Raw genomic sequence first — 17,021 nt, 5'->3', positions numbered from 1 at the left:
CGAAACCGATCGCGCAGGCGGCCGTTATCCCGAAGAACAACCAGGGCGCGTCAGTCCGGAGCAGAAACGACAGCGCTACGACGGCGATCATCACGGTCACGAAGGGTTCAACCGCCCATGACGAGAAAGCGATGTAGAAATCAACGGGCCGCACAAAGGTGAGAAACAGGAAGCCGCATTGCATCGCAAGCGTGACGCTCCACCATCCCGCTGTGTACCGCCAGCGCTGCCGGGGGGCAGACATGTCTTCGGTCACGAGCGAAGCGTAACCCGGCAGTGACGTTCTTTCGCATCTCGTACCCCGATTGCGGGTACGGTGCCGTACCGCAATTGCGGCAGCAGTAGCCCCACTGCGCCGGTTGCCGGAAGGTTCATGTTCGCTCACGCCCATCACTCCAACCAAGCTCGCGGGACATTGACTTGGAGGTGGGACTCCGAGCGCCAGTTCTGGATCACAGACGTCCGGAAGTCGGAGACGCTGGCTGCGGCGCCGAGTCATCCTGCTCACGGGAACCAAACCCCCGACTCCATACCCCGGCAGGAATCCCGCTCCGCAACGCCTCTTCGGACAGTAGTGCGCACACGCAACTTCTGGAACGCGCGACGTGCCCGGCAGCGCGGGGCTGCCGGGCACGTCGCGTTGGTGACTTAGCCCAGTGTCACTCTCAGCGCATTGAGCGCCTGGACGACTGCCGTGCTCCCGGACGCCTTTCGTGCGGCGTTGTCGAGTTGCGTGATCGCAGCCTGACCGGTCAGCTTCTCGGCCTGGTCGACGTGCTTGCGCACCTGCTTGAGTGCGTTGCCCGTCAGCTCACCCGCCTGCTCAGCACGATCAATGTGCCAACGTACTCCGGCGAAGCCGTCCCCGGGGTAGGCCGCCTCGACGAACGGCACAATCTTCGCCTGCTGCGGGCCGTACTCGCGGTAGTCGACCGCGACCTTCCACCAGTTCAAGTGGTGCTGAGTGATAGCGTTGCCGATTCCCCGGCTGAGTTGCAGATTGCCGAGCGTCGAGTTGTAGTCGATGACGATCTCGTTCTCACCGTCGACCAGGTATGGGGTTACGTCCGCGACTGGCTTGGTCCAGCTCACACCGCCGGTGTGGAGATCGTTGCCCACGAGAGGAACCTGGTTGCCCTTGCCGTCGTCGATGGTTGCTTTGCCGACGCCTCCGACGTCCTGTCTAACCTTCGTCGCGTTTGCGGAGACGTCTCCGCCGACCTTTCGACCGTTGATCCACACGCTCATGGTCTCCACGAGTCCACTACCGAAGTCGAGATAGGCGCCCGACGCGGAGTCGGCGTCCCAGTTGAACGTGGCCTCGTAGTGGCCCCTTCCGGAGACGTTCTTTCCGACCTCGGGAATGTTGTTCCACGTCTTCAAGGCGTCCAACTTGACGTCGATCACAGTCTTGACCGTCGACGTCTTCCGGTTGGTGGTCGTCAAACCGTCGATCGTCTCGGTCCGCAGCAAATCGCCGACCGTAGGATTGGGCCGCCACGACTCGACAGTCAGATCCCAGTCGGTGATGTCGTATGGCGCTGGAACCGTCAGCGGCTCTTGGAACTTAATCCCGTTGCTGAGGGTGGTTGTCACGCTGCCGGTTTCGGTCGCGCGCACCGCCACACCGTCGGCGACGGCGCGCGACGAGTCCGCGTCGGTAGCTGTGATGTGCACCTTTCCGTTTTCGACCGCCTCGAACGCTAGGAGTGCGACGTTGTTGTAGTCCAGGTCGATTGGGACAACGGTGTTGCCATCTACCCATTCGTAGTCTGCGAGCTCCGTCACCTGACCGGTCCACGCATCGATCGAGTACGGGATGAACTGGCCGTTCTTCACGATTTCGGTCTGGATGTTTGTGCCGAAGCTGACGTTGCGAACGCGCTCGTCGTTGCTGAACTTGTTGTACTCGTCGTCTCCGTAGTTATACGCGTAGACGTACTGATTGCCATCCCCGTCCTCACGCGTCTGCGTGAGGAGTTGCAGGTTGGGCTCGGTGTAGCCGGTGTAGGGCTCCACGCCGAGTTCGATCAGCTTTTCCATCACGTTGTCGTCGTATCCGCCGGCCGCATTGCTGAAGTAGCCAGCTGCCGGAGCGTCGAACACGTCCGCGGTGCGCACGGTTGCCTCCGCCTTTAGCTCCGCCATCACCTGGGCCAGCTCTGCTCCCCGGCCATCGTTGAATGGCGTGCGCGAACCGGCGTCTTCAAGGATGACGACCTTGAGGCCCTTCCTGGCCCACTCCAGGATTCTCTTCGCGCCGTCCACATCGAGCCAGTTCTGGAAGAGCACGATGGCCTTGTATCCGGCCTTCTCAATGGTCTGCGTTTCCTCGTTGAAGGAGACGTCGTCGTCGAATAGGAACTTCGGGCTGAAGTAGTCGTATGTATACCCGTTGTTCTGCAGCTCCGTCGAACGGTAGTAGATCCCCTGGTGCGCGAGTTGCCAGTTCATCTTCGCGTTGTCGCCTGCGATGCCGGCATCCTTACTCACGCCGTGTACCCAGTCCTGCTTGATAAAACCGACGTCAGTGCGGGACTCTCCCGTCTGAACCAGCTGTTGCACACGACCAAGGTGAGCGTTGAACTCGTCGTAGTCCGCCGATCCCGGATGCCGCGTACCGAAGTGACGGAAGCCGGTGGAGTTGTGGCCGGGCCATTGAAAGCTCCCGTAGCTGTACCCCGCGCCATACACGTGCCAGATGATCCGCTGGAACCCAGCCGCGTACTGAGAGTAGGCGTCCTTCAGGTCCATCTGCTTCGTGCTGGCGTAGTTGGGCATGGCGGCGCCGGTTTCGGTGGACAGCACCTTGTTCTCCAGTTTTGATCCGCCAGTCCACATCCGGAATATGTCGATTTGGTTGTACTGGTTGTAGTTCTCAGCCTCGGGATAGTCCACCGCCATGATGGGCTCTGACATCTCGACCACTTTGCCGTAGGAGATCTGCGCCCGCGTCTTGATGCCGACAGAGTTCAGCCACTCCTTCAGCGGCTCGAGCGTCCTCTCCATGTACAGCTGTGTGAGCACATCCTGGTAGTCGTTGATGATCCCTTGGCGGAGTTCCTCTTCGCCGTCCAGTCGGTACAATCCGGTTTCTTCGATCCGGTGGTAGGCATCGTAAAAGAAGGACTGCACGCCCTGAATCAGGAACAGGTGCGGGGTTATGTCGTAGCCCTTGCGCGCCCGGAATTCGTCAGCGAGGTCCTCGGCCCAAAAAGTAAACTGCGGCGCCCTGGGAATCTTGTTTCTGTAGTCCCCGCCACCGCCGGGATGCATCTCGAGGGAGTCCATGAACAATTGCACGTCGCCATGCTTGAACTTCTCAACGAGCGCAGGATCACTGAGGTAATGGTCCTCCCAGAAGGACTTCAGCGCCTGTACACCCCTGTCATCGAAGTAGTTTGTCGCGTAGCTGGGCTGAGCGGACGGGCTCGAGCTTTGATAGGTGCCCTGCGTCCACATCGCGAACACTCGATACGTGCCGTCGGACGGCGCAGTCCAACTGACGTTCTGCGTCCACACGTCCGCGCCCTGGGACAACGACGGCTCGAGATCGACGAAACTGTCTGGGTCGACCGTGTCTCCCTCCACGATGCGATAGGCATACGCTGTCACAAAGGTCGCACCAGCCTTTTGCGCAGCTGCGGGGGGTGCCGGTAGCACCGTCAGGCTCGCGCCCGGTGCCACGGTTCCCGTCCCCATCGTCAGATTCTGCATCGCGGACTGACTTGAGGGATCCAGGCCGGGAACGTTGGACGTGGACCAGTTTGTGCCCGACGTGAGGTAGACCCCCATGCCAAGATCTAGGAGCTTGTTCATCATCAAGTTCCATTTGTGGGTCCACATATCGGTGCCATACGCGTAGAGCCCGTCGGGGGCCGCTGCGTCGCCCTGCATTGCGAGCTCCACTCCCCGGAACCCGCCGTCATAGAGCGCCTGAATTTCCTCCAGCAGGCTCTCGTCCGTGTTCGACGCCTCGCCGAGCCACCAGCGCACATCCGTGCTGTAGACCCGATCCGGATCGATGTACTCGCTCTCCAGTCGATCGGCGAAATCGGAGGCTCCGGCGTGCGGTGCGACAACAGCAGTCGACATCGACGGTGGGGTGACCGCCGACGCGCCAGTAGTTGCCACACCCACAACAAGTGCGCAACTTACCGAGCCGACCAATCCAATCCTCAACGCCTGATGCCAGCGTGGGTCTCTAGACATTTTCTCTCCCTTGAGCGTAATAGTCCGTGAATCCGCGACTCCCGCGTCGCCAGACCGACAATTGAATCGACTGGGTTGAACAGACTGAAAGGATTCACGCGCGTTCAAATTAGGAGGGGCTAGTAGAGATGTCAATCGAGGATTGCCGAGTCTGCTGTGCGTCTCTGGGCGGCGAGAAATGTCTTGCTGAGGACCACGTCCGGGTGTGTCGAGTCTTCGATATGCCGGTTCCGCGAACGAGTCGCCGCAACGCGTATCCGCGTGATCTCCTTCGGATCGCCGGCATTCGGCGCGGACGCTACTGGGGGACAGGCTTCGCCCTACCCGACGGGGTCCCGCCAGCGACGGCAACACGTTCAGTCACCGTCGCACGATCGGTCGCCGCACATATCACGCGCTGGGGAACCCGCCGGAGGCAGCCCCTCCAAATTGCACGGGGCAGAACTGGGAATATCTACCTCAAATCCGGTACGCCCCACTACCTCTGTTGTGGTACTCCGTTCGCCAGGTAGGGCCTCGTGTGGCAAGGGTCACCATGGAGGCTGGGATCTCCTCAGCTCCGGCATGGAAGCACTCCGCGCCATGAGCGTTGACTTTCACCGTCACGAAGTGGGTGCCCGCCTCTCGAGAGGTGAGGCGGATCTATCGATCGACAACGGATGGCGGAGCCACAGGACCACCGACGGTGAAGTCGCGCTCCCATAGCGTCCCAACAAACGTCCACATCCGAGAAGTCGCATCCACCGTAGAAGCTGACATATGGCACTCAAGTTCGCGCACCAACGGCGACCTCACCCCCGCGTTCCCGCCGACACCGATGGCGACGAACGGCTGGGCGGAGTGGAGAACCTTCCCTATTGGCGTTCCCATCCATGCTGGCGGCGTTGCACGGCGTCCCGAGTTGTCACGCGATTTTCGACCTGGGTCAGGTCAGTACGGCTAGGGGCTCGTTCCAATCAGTAGGTCGCCCGGCCGCCGCTGATGTCGTAGACCGCTCCTGTCGAGAAGCTGCATTCGTCCGACGTCAGCCATGCGACGAGTGCCGCGACTTCCTCGGCCCTTCCCACGCGACCCATGGGGATGAGCGAGGTGATGTGCGCCAGCACGTCCGGCGCCGTCGCCGCATTCATAGGGGTGTCGATGACTGCGGGCGCGATCACGTTGACGAGTACACCGGTCTTGGCGAGTTCCTTGCCGAGCGATTTGGTCAGGCCGACGACCGCCGCCTTCGATGCGGAGTAGGCGCTGAGGTTGGGGTTGCCGTCCTTGGCCGCCATGCTCGCGATGTTGACGATCCGTCCCCAGCCACGCTCCACCATGCCCGGCGCGACGGCCTGGATGACACGGAAGGTGCCATGCACGTTGACGTCGAACGTGCGCTCCCACGCTTCAGGGTCGTTCTGGACCAGCGGCTTGTTGGGTCCGACGATGCCGGCGCTGTTGATCAGGATGTCGACCGGTCCCACCGCCGCCACGGCCGCCGCGATGGATGCGACATCCGTGACATCGACGCGGTAGTCAGCTTCAGGCGAGATGTCGAAGGTGATGACTTCGACGCCATCCGCCCTTAGCCGGTCGGCGCACGCGGCGCCCAGTCCGCTCTGGCCGCCGGTGATGATCGCGCGCTTCATGTGGAGCTCCTTGAGTGTTGGTCGAGTACTTCGAGAACGTGTTGGTAGGGGTGACCGGTGGCGCGGGTCATGCCGATCTCGCAGGTGCGGTTGCACGAGACATACGCGTCGAACTCCCCGTCCCGCACCTCGCCCGATTCGCGGGCCGTCGCACTTTTCGTGAGCTCGGGATGCAGCATCCCGCGGTCGCCGGCGAAGGCGCAGCATCCCCAGTCGTCCGGCACCGTGACGCTGCTCGCGGCGGCATGGGCCAGCTCCAGCAGATGGGTGTTCGAGCCCGCGCGGGTGCTCGAACAGGTGGGGTGGACCACGATGGTCTCGAGCGGATCGGTGACCGTGATGTGGGGAAGGATGTGCTCCGCGGCGAAGTCGACCGCGTCCAGGAGGCGCAGGACGTGGTACTCCGGATGGATGTCGATCGCCTTCTCGAGGGACAGGAGAAGCCCTTCCGAGCACGACGAGTTGTCGCAGACGATGGGCAGAGCGCCGTGATCGGAGGCGATCCACAGGGCGTCTATCGTGCGGGTGACCATGTCTGCGTAGCCGCCCCTGATGCCCTTCGACTTCCAGGGCGTGCCGCAGCAGAGTGCCCCGATGTCGTCCGGCTGGATCAGCGCGATGCCGGCCTTGGCTGCGAGGGACGCGAAGGCGGACGCCACGCCTCGTCCCTTCTCGGCCGACCCGAACATGGTGCCGACGCACGCCTGGAAGTAGACGGCGGACACCGTGGGGGTGCTCGAGCCTGTTCGTCCCGTGGCTCGTCGCTTTCCGCCCTTGGGAAGGTCCGGCGACCAGAGCGGAAGCGTGTCGTGGCCGAGAACGGCGCGCGCTGCCTTGTTCGGCACCTCGATCAACGGGGCGGGAACAGCGGATGCCATGCTCAATGCGGTCGATGCGATCCGGGTGGTGGCTTCCCACGCCCTGCCGGCCGTGTTCCACACGGCGCTCTCGACGGCTCCGACGGTCTCAGAGCGGAGGCGGCGCACGAGGTCACCCGTGTTGATGAGGACCGGGCACGCGGTCTGGCACATCCCGTCGACGGCGCACGTGTCGATGACCTCGTACTCCTGCTCGCGCCGCAGCTCCTTCGAGAGTGCGATGTCGCCGCGGGCGTCGGCCTCGGCGATCGCGCGGCGCACGACGATCCGCTGCCGCGGGGTGGTGGTCAGGTCCTTGCTCGGACACACCGGCTCGCAGTACCCGCACTCCACACAGCGGTCGACTTCGGCCTCCACGGTCGGGGTGGACTTCAGGTTGCGCAGGTGCAGATCGGCGTCGTCGGTGAGGACAGTGTCGGGGTTCAGGATGCCTGCCGGATCGAAGGCCCGCTTGATGTCGCGCATGATCGCGTACAGTTCAGGGCCGTACTGGCGCGCAACGAACGGCGCCATGATCTTGCCCGTACCGTGCTCTGCCTTCAGCGTCCCGCCCGCAGCCAGGACGAGGTCGACCATGTCTTCGGTGAACGCGCGGTAGCGGACGATGCTGGCGGGATCGTCGAAGTGCTCGGTCAGGAGGAAGTGGATGTTGCCGTCCTTCGCGTGCCCGAAGATCACGGCATCGCCGTAGCCGTGGATCTCGAACAGTCGCTGCAGTCCCTCACAGGTCTCGGACAGACGCTCGACGGGCACCGCGATGTCTTCCAGCAGCGCCGTCGTTCCCGACGGGCGGGCACCCGCGATCGTCGCGTACAGGCCCTTCCGAACGTGCCAGAGCGCCGCCCGGATCGCGGCATTCGTCGAGAGCACCGGCAGCTCCACGAGCGGCAGTGTCGCGAAGAGCTTTTCGGCGGGACCGGTCAGCGCATCGAGGTCCCCGGCTGTGGCGGCCTGGTATTCGACGAGCAGCGCACAGTGCTCTACGACGTCGAAGGCGGGGAGAGCAGCGGCAGACTCGGGGTCGATGCGCGCGGCGCGGAGGGATGCGGCATCCATCAGCTCCACCGTCGCCGCGCCCGACACCACAATGTCGACCAGCGCTGTGGTGGCGGCAGGCAATGAATCAAAGACCAGCAGCGTGGTGGCGGCGTGCTTGTGCAGCGGGACGGTGCGGAAGGTCGCTTCGGCGACGAAGCCCAGGGTGCCTTCGCTCCCGATCATCAGGTGGCTGAGGATCTGCACCGGCTCCTCGTGATCGATGAGCGAGTTGATGCTGTAGCCCATCGTGTTCTTGATCGAGAACTGCCGGATCACCTCAACACGGAGCGCGGGCTCCGCGACCAGGCTCGTACGAAGGGCGCCGAGCGCCTCCCAGAGCGCCGGCTCGGCGGCCCGCAGCCGGTCGTCCGCATCGGAGGCGGCGGAGTCTACGACGGTGCCGCTCGCGAGCACGATCACGGCCGACTCGAGGGTGCGGTACGTGTTCTGAGTCGTTCCGCACGCCATTCCGCTGGAGTTGTTCGCGACCACACCGCCGACCGTGCACGCGATCTCACTGGCGGGATCGGGCCCCAGCTTCCGGCCGTGCCGTGCGAGCCGCGCGTTGACCTGACGGACGGTCGCACCCGGGCCGACGCGGACGCGCGCGCCGTCGTTGAGCACTTCGATGCCCCGGAAGTGCTTCCTCGTATCGACGAGGATGTGTCCGGTGGAGGCCTGACCGGAGAGGCTGGTGCCGCCCGAGCGGAACGTCACCGGCTGGCCGGCGGCGCTGGCGTAGGCGAGGAGTGCGGCGACTTCGTCGATGCCGGTCGGTGTGACGACCGCGCGGGGGGTGATCAAGTAGTGCGAGGCGTCCACGGCCGCGATCACCCGGTCGAAGGCGCTGACCGAGACGGCGCCCGCGCGGGGCAGTGCGGCAGAGAGGCTTCGCCCCAGCGCTGCGTGATCGGCCAGGTCCGCGCGCGATGCGATGTCAGTGGGACTCACGGCTCACCTTCTCGCCGCTCGACCCGATCAGGAAGTCGAGGTCGGCGCCGGTGTCGGCCTGCATGACGTGGTCGACGTAGAGCTTCGCCCAGCCGCGCGTCGGCGCGGCGTACGCCGCCTCGCTCGCGGGGGCCTGGCTGCGGGACTGCAGTTCGTCCTCCGTCACGTCGAAACTCAGGATCCGGTTCTCGACGTCGACGGTCACGATGTCGCCGGTCCGGATGAAGGCGAGCGGTCCGCCCGCCGCGGCCTCCGGCGCGACATGCAGGATGACGGTGCCGTAGGCCGTGCCGCTCATCCGCGCGTCGCTGATCCGGACCATGTCGCGCACTCCTTGCTCGAGGAGCTTCTGCGGCAGGGGCATGTTGCCGACCTCCGGCATGCCGGGGTAGCCGCGCGGGCCGCAGCCGCGGAGCACGAGCACCGAGTCGGCGGTCACCTCGAGGTCGGGATCGTCGATCCGCGCCCGCATGTCTTCGACGCTGTCGAAGACGACGGCGGGCCCGACGTGCTGCAACAGTTCCGGGGTTGCCGCGGCGGGCTTCACAATCGCCCCTCGCGGCGCGAGGTTGCCGCGCAGCACCGCGATGCCGGCGTCCTCCATCAGGGGCGCGTCACGAGGAAAGATGACAGTGGCGTCGTACACGGGGTGGCCCTCGAGATAGTCCACCAGCGGCTTGCCGGTCACCGTGATCGGGTCTGGGTGGAAGAGGTCCTTGACCTGCGTCAGCAGGGCGAGGAGCCCGCCCGCACGGTAGAGATCGTCCATCAGGAAGGTGCCGCTGGGCTGCAGGTTCGCCAGGACCGGCACTCCCGACCCGGCCGCGTCGAAGTCCTCCAGGGTCAGGTCGATGCCCAGCCGTCCTGCGATGGCGAGCAGATGCATGACCGAGTTCGTCGACCCGCCGACCGCGGCGACCGCGACGATGGCGTTGAGGAAGGCCTCCTTCGTCATGATGTCGCTGGGCTTCCGGTCCGAGACCACCATGTCGACGATCAGCCGACCGGTGCCGTGCGAGAGCGAGAGCAGCCGGGCGTCGGCGGCCGGCGTGCCCGCGAACCCGGGGATCGTCATGCCCAGCGCCTCGGCCACGACCGCCATCGTCGACGCGGTTCCCATCGTGTTGCAGTGGCCCTTGCCGCGGATCATCGACTGCTCCGACGCGATGAACTGCGCCCCCGAGATCGTTCCGGCGCGGGCCTCCTCGCTCAGCCGCCACACGTCGGTGCCGCAGCCGAGCGCCTGGCCCCCGAAGTGGCCGGTCAGCATCGGGCCGCCGGGAACGACGATCGCCGGGATGTCGACGGATGCCGCTGCCATCAGCAGCGCGGGGATCGTCTTGTCGCAGCCGCCGAGGAGAACGATGCCGTCTATGGGGTTGGCGCGGAACATCTCCTCCATGGCCATCGCGGCCATGTTGCGCCACAGCATCGCCGTCGGCTTGACCTGCGTCTCGCCGAGCGAGACGACGGGGAGGTTGTACGGCACACCGCCCGCCGCCCAGACGCCTTGCTTGACGCTTTCGGCGACCTCGTTGAGGTGCATGTTGCACGGAGTGAGGTCAGAGGCGGTGTTCGCGATCGCGATCTGCGGCTTCGTGCCGTCAAGTGCTTCCTCGGGATTCCCGCGCCTCATCCACGCCCGGTGGATGTAGGCGTTGCGATCGTTTCCCGCGTACCACTCGGCACTGCGCAGCTGATTCACCTGTGAACCTCATTTTCCAGCATGTCGAATGATGCGCTAACATTCTGAATTATGCCATAGCTCGCCTCCGATGACGATCTTGGAGACCATGACGTCTTTCACCGCCTCCGCGGCAACGCCCGCCCGCTTCGAACTCGCCGAGGGCATCCTCTGGGATGCCCGCGACGACCTCGTCCGTTGGGTTGACATCTGGAGAGGGCGCGTCCTCTCGGGTCGCCTGTCAGAGGGACTCATCGTCGACATCACAACCGTCGACATCGGCCAGACCGCCGGCGCCGTCGCCCTCACCGAGGACGGCGGTCTGCTCGTCGCTGGTGCGCGGGGGCTCGTGGTCATCGGCCCCGACGGAACGATCTCGTATGGTCCGGACATCCTCGGGGACCGGCGCGACGTCCGACTCAATGACGGGGCGGTCGATCCGCAGGGCCGGTTCGTCGTCGGCAGTCTGGCCCTCGGCGATGACACGGGCGCCGAGGTCCTGGTCCGTGTCGCCCCCGACGGCAACGTTGAAACGTTGAGAACCGGCATCCGTCTCTCGAACGGCGTCGCCTTCTCCCCGGACGGAGACACGATCTATCACGTCGACACACTCGCCAACACCGTGTCGAGCCATTCGTATGGTCCGGGTGAGTTCGATTTCGACGAGCCCTGGGACGTCGTGCTGGCCGATCTCCCCGCCTATCCCGACGGCCTCACGGTCAGCGCCGATGGGACCCTGTGGGTCGCACAGTGGGGCGGCTCCGGCATCCGTCACCACGCGCTCTCCGGAGAACTGCTCGACATGGTGGAGGTCGACGCGACGCAGGCATCCTGTCCCGCGTTCGTCGGACCCGACCTCGACACCCTGGCCATCACCACCGCGCAGGAGGGTCTCGCACACTGGAGCGATGCATCCGGAGCGATCTTCCTGGCCCACGTGAACGCGACCGGGCTGCCCTCCCACCGTTGGGGCGGCAGCACCTCCACTCCCTACTGGCATCACGAGAAAGCTGCGCTCGCATGAAACTTGTCCGACTCGGTCCCGCAGGCTCCGAAACCCCCGGCGCACTCCTGGATGAGGACACTTTCGTTGACCTGTCCGACATCGCCGGCGACTTCGAGGAGAAGTTCCTCGGCTCCGGCGGGCTGGCCGGCCTGAGCGACGTCGTCGCCGAGCGCGTCGCCGCAGGACGTACTGAAGCGGTGGGAGGGCGGCGATTCGGGGCTCCCATCGCGCGTCCCCATCAGATCCTGTGCATCGGTTTGAACTACAGCGATCACGCCGCCGAGACCGGCCAGGCGGTTCCTGTCGAGCCCATCCTGTTCACCAAGTCGCCCAACACGCTCATCGGCCCCGACGACGATGTACTCATCCCCCGCCGGTCGGTGAAGACGGACTGGGAGGTCGAGCTCGGCATCGTGATCGGCAGCCGCGCCTCCTACCTCGCCGATGAGACTGAAGCTGCCGCGGCGATCGCCGGATACGTGCTGGTGAACGACGTCAGCGAGCGCGAGTGGCAGACCGAGCGGGGTGGCCAGTGGTCCAAGGGCAAGTCCGCCCCGACGTTCAACCCTGCCGGGCCGTGGCTCGTAACACCCGACGAGGTCGGCGATGTGCTCAATCTGGATATGTGGCTCGACATCGACGGCGAGCGCCGCCAGACCGGCTCCACTTCGACGATGATCTTCAGCCCCGCCTTCATCGTCCATTACCTGAGCCAGTTCCTCGCCCTCGAACCTGGCGACCTGATCAACACGGGCACCCCTCCTGGCGTCGGCATGGGTATGAAGCCGCAGCAGTTCCTGCGCGGCGGCGAGACGATGACGCTCGGCATCACGCGGCTCGGCACCCAGACGCAGCACGTCATCGCCAACCCCACTTCGCGCGCCTGATGCGCGCGCTCGTCGTCACTGCGCCCGGCAAGGCTTCGGTGCGGGAAGTGCCTGATCCGGTCGCCGCGCCGGGGCAGCTGCTCGTGGAGGTCGAGCGGGTGGGAATCTGCGGCACTGACGTCGAGCTGTACACCGGCGAGATGGCCTACATCGAGCAAGGCCACACCTCGTTTCCCCTCCGTCTCGGCCACGAGTGGACCGGCCGCGTCATCGCCGCCGGCGACGCGGCAGATGAGGAATGGCTGGGCAAGCGGGTCACCGGCGACACCATGCTCGGGTGCGGTCACTGCGAGTACTGCTTTGCCGGCCGTCACTGGGTGTGCCCGAACCGGTTCGAGGTCGGCATCCGCGACGGCTGGGCCGGTGCTCTGGCAGAGAAGATGCTGGTGCCCACGAGGTTCGCGTACGACATCCCGGAGCATGTCAGTGTGACGGCGGCGGCGCTCGTCGAGCCGGCAGGAAACTCCCTCCGCGCTGTGCGCGCGGCGAACGTCGCGCCCGGTCAGCGTGTCCTCGTGCTCGGCTCTGGCACGATCGGGCTGCTGGCGGCCCAGTTCGCCCTGGCCGCGGGGGCAGAGGTGCATATCGGGGGTGTCCGAAAAGGATCGCTCGCCCTTGGCGAGACGCTCGGCGTCGGGCACACCTGGCAGCTCGACGATCTTGGGGCATCGGCATCCGATCAATTCGATGCCGTCATCGAAGCGACCAGCAACAAGGCGATGCCCGCCCTCTCGGTGCGGCTGGCTAAGCCGGCGGGACGTGTCGTGTACATCGGGCTGTCATCCGCGCCGAGCCTCGTCGACACTCGCGACATCGCGCTGAAGGACATCACCGCCGTGGGCATCCTCTCCGCCTCGCCCGGCCTCGCCGGTGCGATCGAGCACTTCGCCGACGGCTCGGTGGTGCCGGACCCGATCGTCAGCGAGGTCGTCGCCCTCGAAGACGTTCCCGATCGTCTCGAAGGGCGTCGCGGTGCCGACGCGGGCCCCGGCCCCAAGGTGCATGTGGACCCTCGTCTGGCCCGCTAGTCGAGAATGAAGGCGATGATGACGAAAGAGACCACCCCGAGCGCCAGCGGTACGACCGAGGAGAAGCTGGTCGGCGCCGAGCGCGTGATCGCTGTGCTGATCGAGCTCGCCGACCACCCGCTGGGAGTCTCGCTGGATGAGCTGGCGGGCGTTCTTCACAGCTCCAAGCCCACCGTGCACCGTGCCCTGGCCACCCTGCGGCGGGCCGGCCTGGCAGATATGACCGGTCGCGGCGTCTACATCCTGGGCGACGAGTACCTTCGGCTGGCGTTCCGCAACCTGGACGGGCGGCCGGAGACGGCGCGCATTCAACCGCTGCTCGAACAGCTCGCCGCGCAGTTCGGCGAGACCGCGCACTACGCGGTCCTCTCGGGCAAGGACATCGTCTACCGCGCCAAGATGGATCCTCCGCAGGGCGCTGTCCGGCTCACCTCTGTCGTGGGTGGCCGCAACCCGGCGTATCGAACAGGTGTCGGCAAGGCACTTCTCAGCAGTCGTCTCATGGACCTGGAGCAGGTTCGCGAGTGGTTCGGCGAGTTTCCGCTCGAGCAGAAGACTCCGAACACTCTCGTCACCCCGAAAGCGCTGCTCGATGAGTTCACGGCCACGCGTCAGCGGGGCTTCGGGATCGACAATCAGGAGAACGAGATCGGCGTCAACTGCGTCGCGATCCCCATCCACCTCGATGGCTCCGCTACGCCTTCAGGGGCAGTGAGCGTCAGCGCCGTCACCTTCCGCTGCCCTCTGGAGCAGTTGGTTCGAGCCGTGCCAGAGATCCGCGAGACCATTATCCGGATGCTGGGGGCGAACGCTCTCGGGTAGGAATTGCAGGTCGACTGTGCCCCGTTCGCGAGAGTTCCGGGGTCAGGCGGACATCGGCGTATAGCTGACCGAGACCACACGACCGGCGGCTGAAGGGCAGCCCAGGGCGAGCATGCGTCCGGTGAATCCGGCGGCGACCTCGGTGGAGAAGTAGCGGCCGTCGAGCCGCGTGATCTCAGCGTCCTTGCCGTCCAGCTCGACCGAGAGGATGAGATCGTCTGGTCCTGCATAGCCGAACGGGATGGGCGGACTCTGAGGCGGAACGGATGAGATCCGAAGGCGAACCCGCGTGGAGTGAGGAACTGCAACGGACCCCACTTCCTGCCTGACGTCGCCGATCTGCACGAGAGCTCGAGCGGTGCCGTCCTCGACGAGAACTCCGCACCAATGACGATCGTCGAGGCGAAGTCCGATCATGCCGGCAGCTTCGACAATTGCTTCCGCACTCCACTCGAAATCTCTCACCCTCGTGCAGAGGAAGTCCGAGGGCTGCCGGAACGACGCGAAGGCAAGCCCACCGTCGGGGCGGATAGCCACGATCCGCTGCGGCTCTCCGCCCGGGACGACCCACCTCGGGTCGAGCTGTGGCTCCTCGAAGTTCTCGTCGAAGCCCGTGTCGGGAACCGGAATGCCGAAGCGGCCCGAATCGAAGACCGGCCAGCCGTCGACCCAGTCGACACCGGAGAGGAATGTCTCGCGGCCCAGTACGTGAAACCCGGGCGTGGAACCGCGCGGGCGCACACCGAGGTAGACAGCGGCCCAATCGCCGGTCGGCGTTTCAACCAGGTCTGCGTGCCCCACGTTCTGCACGGGGTGTGAGCTACTGCGGTGCGTGAAGATCGGATTCCAGGGACATGACTCGAACGGCCCACGGGGTGAGGGCGCCCTGGCGACGGTGACGCAATGCCCGCGCTCAGTGCCCCCCTCGGCGAGCATCATGTACCAGTAGTCGCCGATCCGATACAGGTGCGGCCCCTCGGCCATCGGCATCCCGCTCCCCTGCCACACCGGGTAGGACGGCTCGAGCAGCCGTCCGGTTCGGAGATCGATCGGCGCTTGTCTGATCCCCTGACCGCCGACGGTGAAGTCGAGCACATGCCACGTCAGGTAGCACACGCCGTCGTCGTCCCAGCAGAGGTCGGGGTCGATGCCGATCGCCTCCGGTACGAAGATCGGCTCGCTCCACGGCCCGGCAGGGTCTTCAGCGTGCAGCAGTACCTGTCCGGAGTCGAAGTCGCTGATGTTGGTGGTGATGAACCAGAATCGGCCATCCCGAAACCGCAGCGTCGATCCGTACACCCCGGTCGACGGCCCCGGTGTTCCGAGGCGGAACTGGGACCGACTGGTCAGGATGTTGCCGATCTGCGTCCACGAGATCAGGTCGCGACTGTGAAAGATCGGCGCGCCGGGAAAGTACTCGAAACTCGAGTTCGCCAGGTAGTAGTCACCGTTCACCCGGCAGATGGTCGGATCGGGAAAGAACCCGGGGATGATCGGCTGCGCTTCGCTGCTCACAATGGCGAGGACCTCACTGGTCAGGGCCGAAGGTTCAGATAACTTCAACGACCCGACCAGCGAATGAGCGTGTTCTGGCACGGGACATGCGCCGGGACTGACGGACATCTCTGGGTCGTCCAAGGCTCGTCGTCCAGAGCTCAGTTCACGACCACGTTGGCGCGGTCCAGGTTTTGGATGATCGTCAGCGTGTCTGTCGGGTCGCCGTCGCGCTGGGACCCGACGCGGACGACGGGGTAGTAGCTGCCGGACTGCCCGTAAGTATGCGAGGCCTTCAGGACGATGGTGCTCTTTCCGGCCGGGATCACCGCCTTCTCGTACGTTCCGTCGCCCTCGAAGTCCCACTCGACGGAAACAATCTGTCCGGCACCAGGGGGAACCTGCAGCTTGGCGGAGAATTGCACCGCCTCTCCGGCGGCCACCGCGACTCGGTCTGCGCCTCCCCGGAGGGTCAAGTCTGCTGTGGGTTGAACTCCGCGTCGGACCGCTGCCGCGTCCGGAAGCACCACCTGACTTTCGTCTGTCACCTTGTAGTTCGTCGACTGCGGGGGTGCGATGCCGTCCTCGGTCCACGCCGCCATGTCGTCGAGTGCTTGGAAGACCACCTGCATGTAAGGAACCAGCCGCGCATCGTCGGTGTTGTTCCTCGGGTAGGGCCCGTGGTTCGCGCTATCCGTATACCAGATCCGGTAGGAGTCGTCCGCCGATGCCCCAAGGGCCGAGTGCACCTGGTCGGCGTACCACGCACCGTGCCACGGGAATGCGTCGGAGTCGAGAACGCTGTTCACCGCGATCATCTTCCCCGTGATCTGCCCGTTGAACAGAGCGCCGCCGCTGATGGCTCGTCCAAGGAAGCTTGACACCGAAGTAGCCCGTTGCGGGTAGATGGGGTGGCCGTCAGCGTCTCGGTACTGGTCGTAGCCGACAAAGCCGGACCGGGTGGGCAGCGTGTAGCGGTGGTAGGCGAGACGCGCGAGACGACTGCGGCTGCCGGGATCCTCTGCGAGCGCGGCCCGGAACAGTTCACCCAAACTTGATTGCTCCGTGCCCAGGTAGCCGGGCTTGGTCCAGAAGTCCTCAACGTACGACGGGTCGAAGACTCCGACGAGACTTCCCACGCCGTCGAACGCGACGGTCGTCGCGAGTTCGTCGAAGTCTTCCCACGCGCGGAGGGGGATCCCCATCCGCGTGGCCTCGTGCAGGACACCACGCTGCACGTCGCTCAGTGCGGCGTAGGGATCACCGCTTCCACCCGGACGCAGCGCCGCCTCAATCTCGGCCTTCCTGTCTTCGAGGACGAAGGCGGCCAACGCACGGATGGTGAAGTTGTTCAACGTTGAGGTCTCAATACCCTGGACGATGGGCACAC

11 protein-coding genes are annotated in these 17,021 nt (G+C 65.2%); 4 read left to right on the top strand and 7 right to left on the bottom strand.

Annotation, left to right across the window (positions count from 1 at the left end):
• The 5 genes from AC1DP3_RS17000 to AC1DP3_RS16980 form a co-directional block, all read right to left on the bottom strand.
• Positions 1-256: hypothetical protein (locus tag AC1DP3_RS17000; RefSeq protein WP_477295339.1), on the bottom strand; the 256-nt coding region annotated here is incomplete at its 3' end.
• Between the two features lie 392 nt (positions 257-648).
• Complete coding sequence (locus AC1DP3_RS16995; protein ID WP_477295337.1) at positions 649-4,134, bottom strand: hypothetical protein; 3,486 nt, start codon at positions 4,132-4,134, stop codon at positions 649-651.
• Positions 4,135-5,168: 1,034 nt separating this feature from the next.
• Positions 5,169-5,843 carry an SDR family NAD(P)-dependent oxidoreductase gene (locus AC1DP3_RS16990; RefSeq protein WP_477295335.1) on the bottom strand — a complete coding sequence of 225 codons (675 nt, stop codon included), beginning with the start codon at positions 5,841-5,843 and terminating at the stop codon, positions 5,169-5,171.
• Entirely contained in the window at positions 5,840-8,710 is a 2,871-nt protein-coding gene (locus AC1DP3_RS16985) for an FAD-binding and (Fe-S)-binding domain-containing protein (RefSeq protein ID WP_477295334.1), read from the bottom strand. Before AC1DP3_RS16985 ends, AC1DP3_RS16990 begins: the two co-directional genes overlap by 4 nt.
• The gene (locus AC1DP3_RS16980; RefSeq protein ID WP_477295332.1) at positions 8,697-10,415 is read right to left on the bottom strand and encodes an IlvD/Edd family dehydratase; all 1,719 of its coding nucleotides are present in this window, start codon (positions 10,413-10,415) and stop codon (positions 8,697-8,699) included. Before AC1DP3_RS16980 ends, AC1DP3_RS16985 begins: the two co-directional genes overlap by 14 nt.
• An 88-nt stretch (positions 10,416-10,503) precedes the next feature.
• Between AC1DP3_RS16980 and AC1DP3_RS16975 the strand changes: the two genes are divergently transcribed.
• The 4 genes from AC1DP3_RS16975 to AC1DP3_RS16960 are packed head-to-tail and all read left to right on the top strand — an operon-like array spanning position 10,504 to position 14,137.
• Positions 10,504-11,418: an SMP-30/gluconolactonase/LRE family protein gene (locus AC1DP3_RS16975; protein ID WP_477295330.1), complete on the top strand. Its 915-nt coding sequence runs from the start codon at positions 10,504-10,506 to the stop codon at positions 11,416-11,418.
• On the top strand, positions 11,415-12,287 hold the full coding sequence (locus AC1DP3_RS16970; protein WP_477295328.1) for a fumarylacetoacetate hydrolase family protein: 873 nt from the start codon (positions 11,415-11,417) through the stop codon (positions 12,285-12,287). The genes AC1DP3_RS16975 and AC1DP3_RS16970 overlap by 4 nt, the downstream gene beginning before the upstream one ends.
• A gap of 47 nt (positions 12,288-12,334) precedes the next feature.
• A complete protein-coding gene (locus tag AC1DP3_RS16965; protein WP_477295326.1) occupies positions 12,335-13,315 on the top strand; it encodes a zinc-dependent alcohol dehydrogenase in 981 nt (326 codons plus the stop codon).
• Positions 13,316-13,330: 15 nt separating this feature from the next.
• A complete protein-coding gene (locus AC1DP3_RS16960) occupies positions 13,331-14,137 on the top strand; it encodes an IclR family transcriptional regulator (RefSeq protein WP_477295325.1) in 807 nt (268 codons plus the stop codon).
• Between the two features lie 42 nt (positions 14,138-14,179).
• On the opposite strand, the gene AC1DP3_RS16955 is transcribed toward AC1DP3_RS16960, so the two are convergent.
• Together AC1DP3_RS16955 and AC1DP3_RS16950 are read right to left on the bottom strand one after the other, a co-directional pair.
• Positions 14,180-15,652, bottom strand: a complete 1,473-nt coding sequence (locus tag AC1DP3_RS16955) for a glycoside hydrolase family 43 protein (protein ID WP_477295323.1) — start codon at positions 15,650-15,652, stop codon at positions 14,180-14,182.
• A 140-nt stretch (positions 15,653-15,792) separates the two neighbouring features.
• Positions 15,793-17,021, bottom strand: a 1,229-nt coding sequence (locus AC1DP3_RS16950; protein WP_477295321.1) for a PKD domain-containing protein, incomplete at its 5' end; no start/stop codon positions are given.

It is taken from the genome of Microbacterium sp. P5_B6, assembly GCF_056400345.1.
The sequence above is the reverse complement of the archived record's forward strand: the minus strand, read 5'-3'. Positions and strand labels throughout refer to the sequence as shown.

What these genes read in the sequence shown, in the direction of transcription:
- AC1DP3_RS16990 (WP_477295335.1), bottom strand. Translation starts at nt 5,843, where the DNA reads ATGAAGCGCGCGATCATCACCGGCGGCCAGAGCGGACTGGGCGCCGCG.
- AC1DP3_RS16975 (WP_477295330.1), top strand. Translation starts at nt 10,504, where the DNA reads ATGACGTCTTTCACCGCCTCCGCGGCAACGCCCGCCCGCTTCGAACTC.
- AC1DP3_RS16970 (WP_477295328.1), top strand. Translation starts at nt 11,415, where the DNA reads ATGAAACTTGTCCGACTCGGTCCCGCAGGCTCCGAAACCCCCGGCGCA.
- AC1DP3_RS16960 (WP_477295325.1), top strand. Translation starts at nt 13,331, where the DNA reads ATGATGACGAAAGAGACCACCCCGAGCGCCAGCGGTACGACCGAGGAG.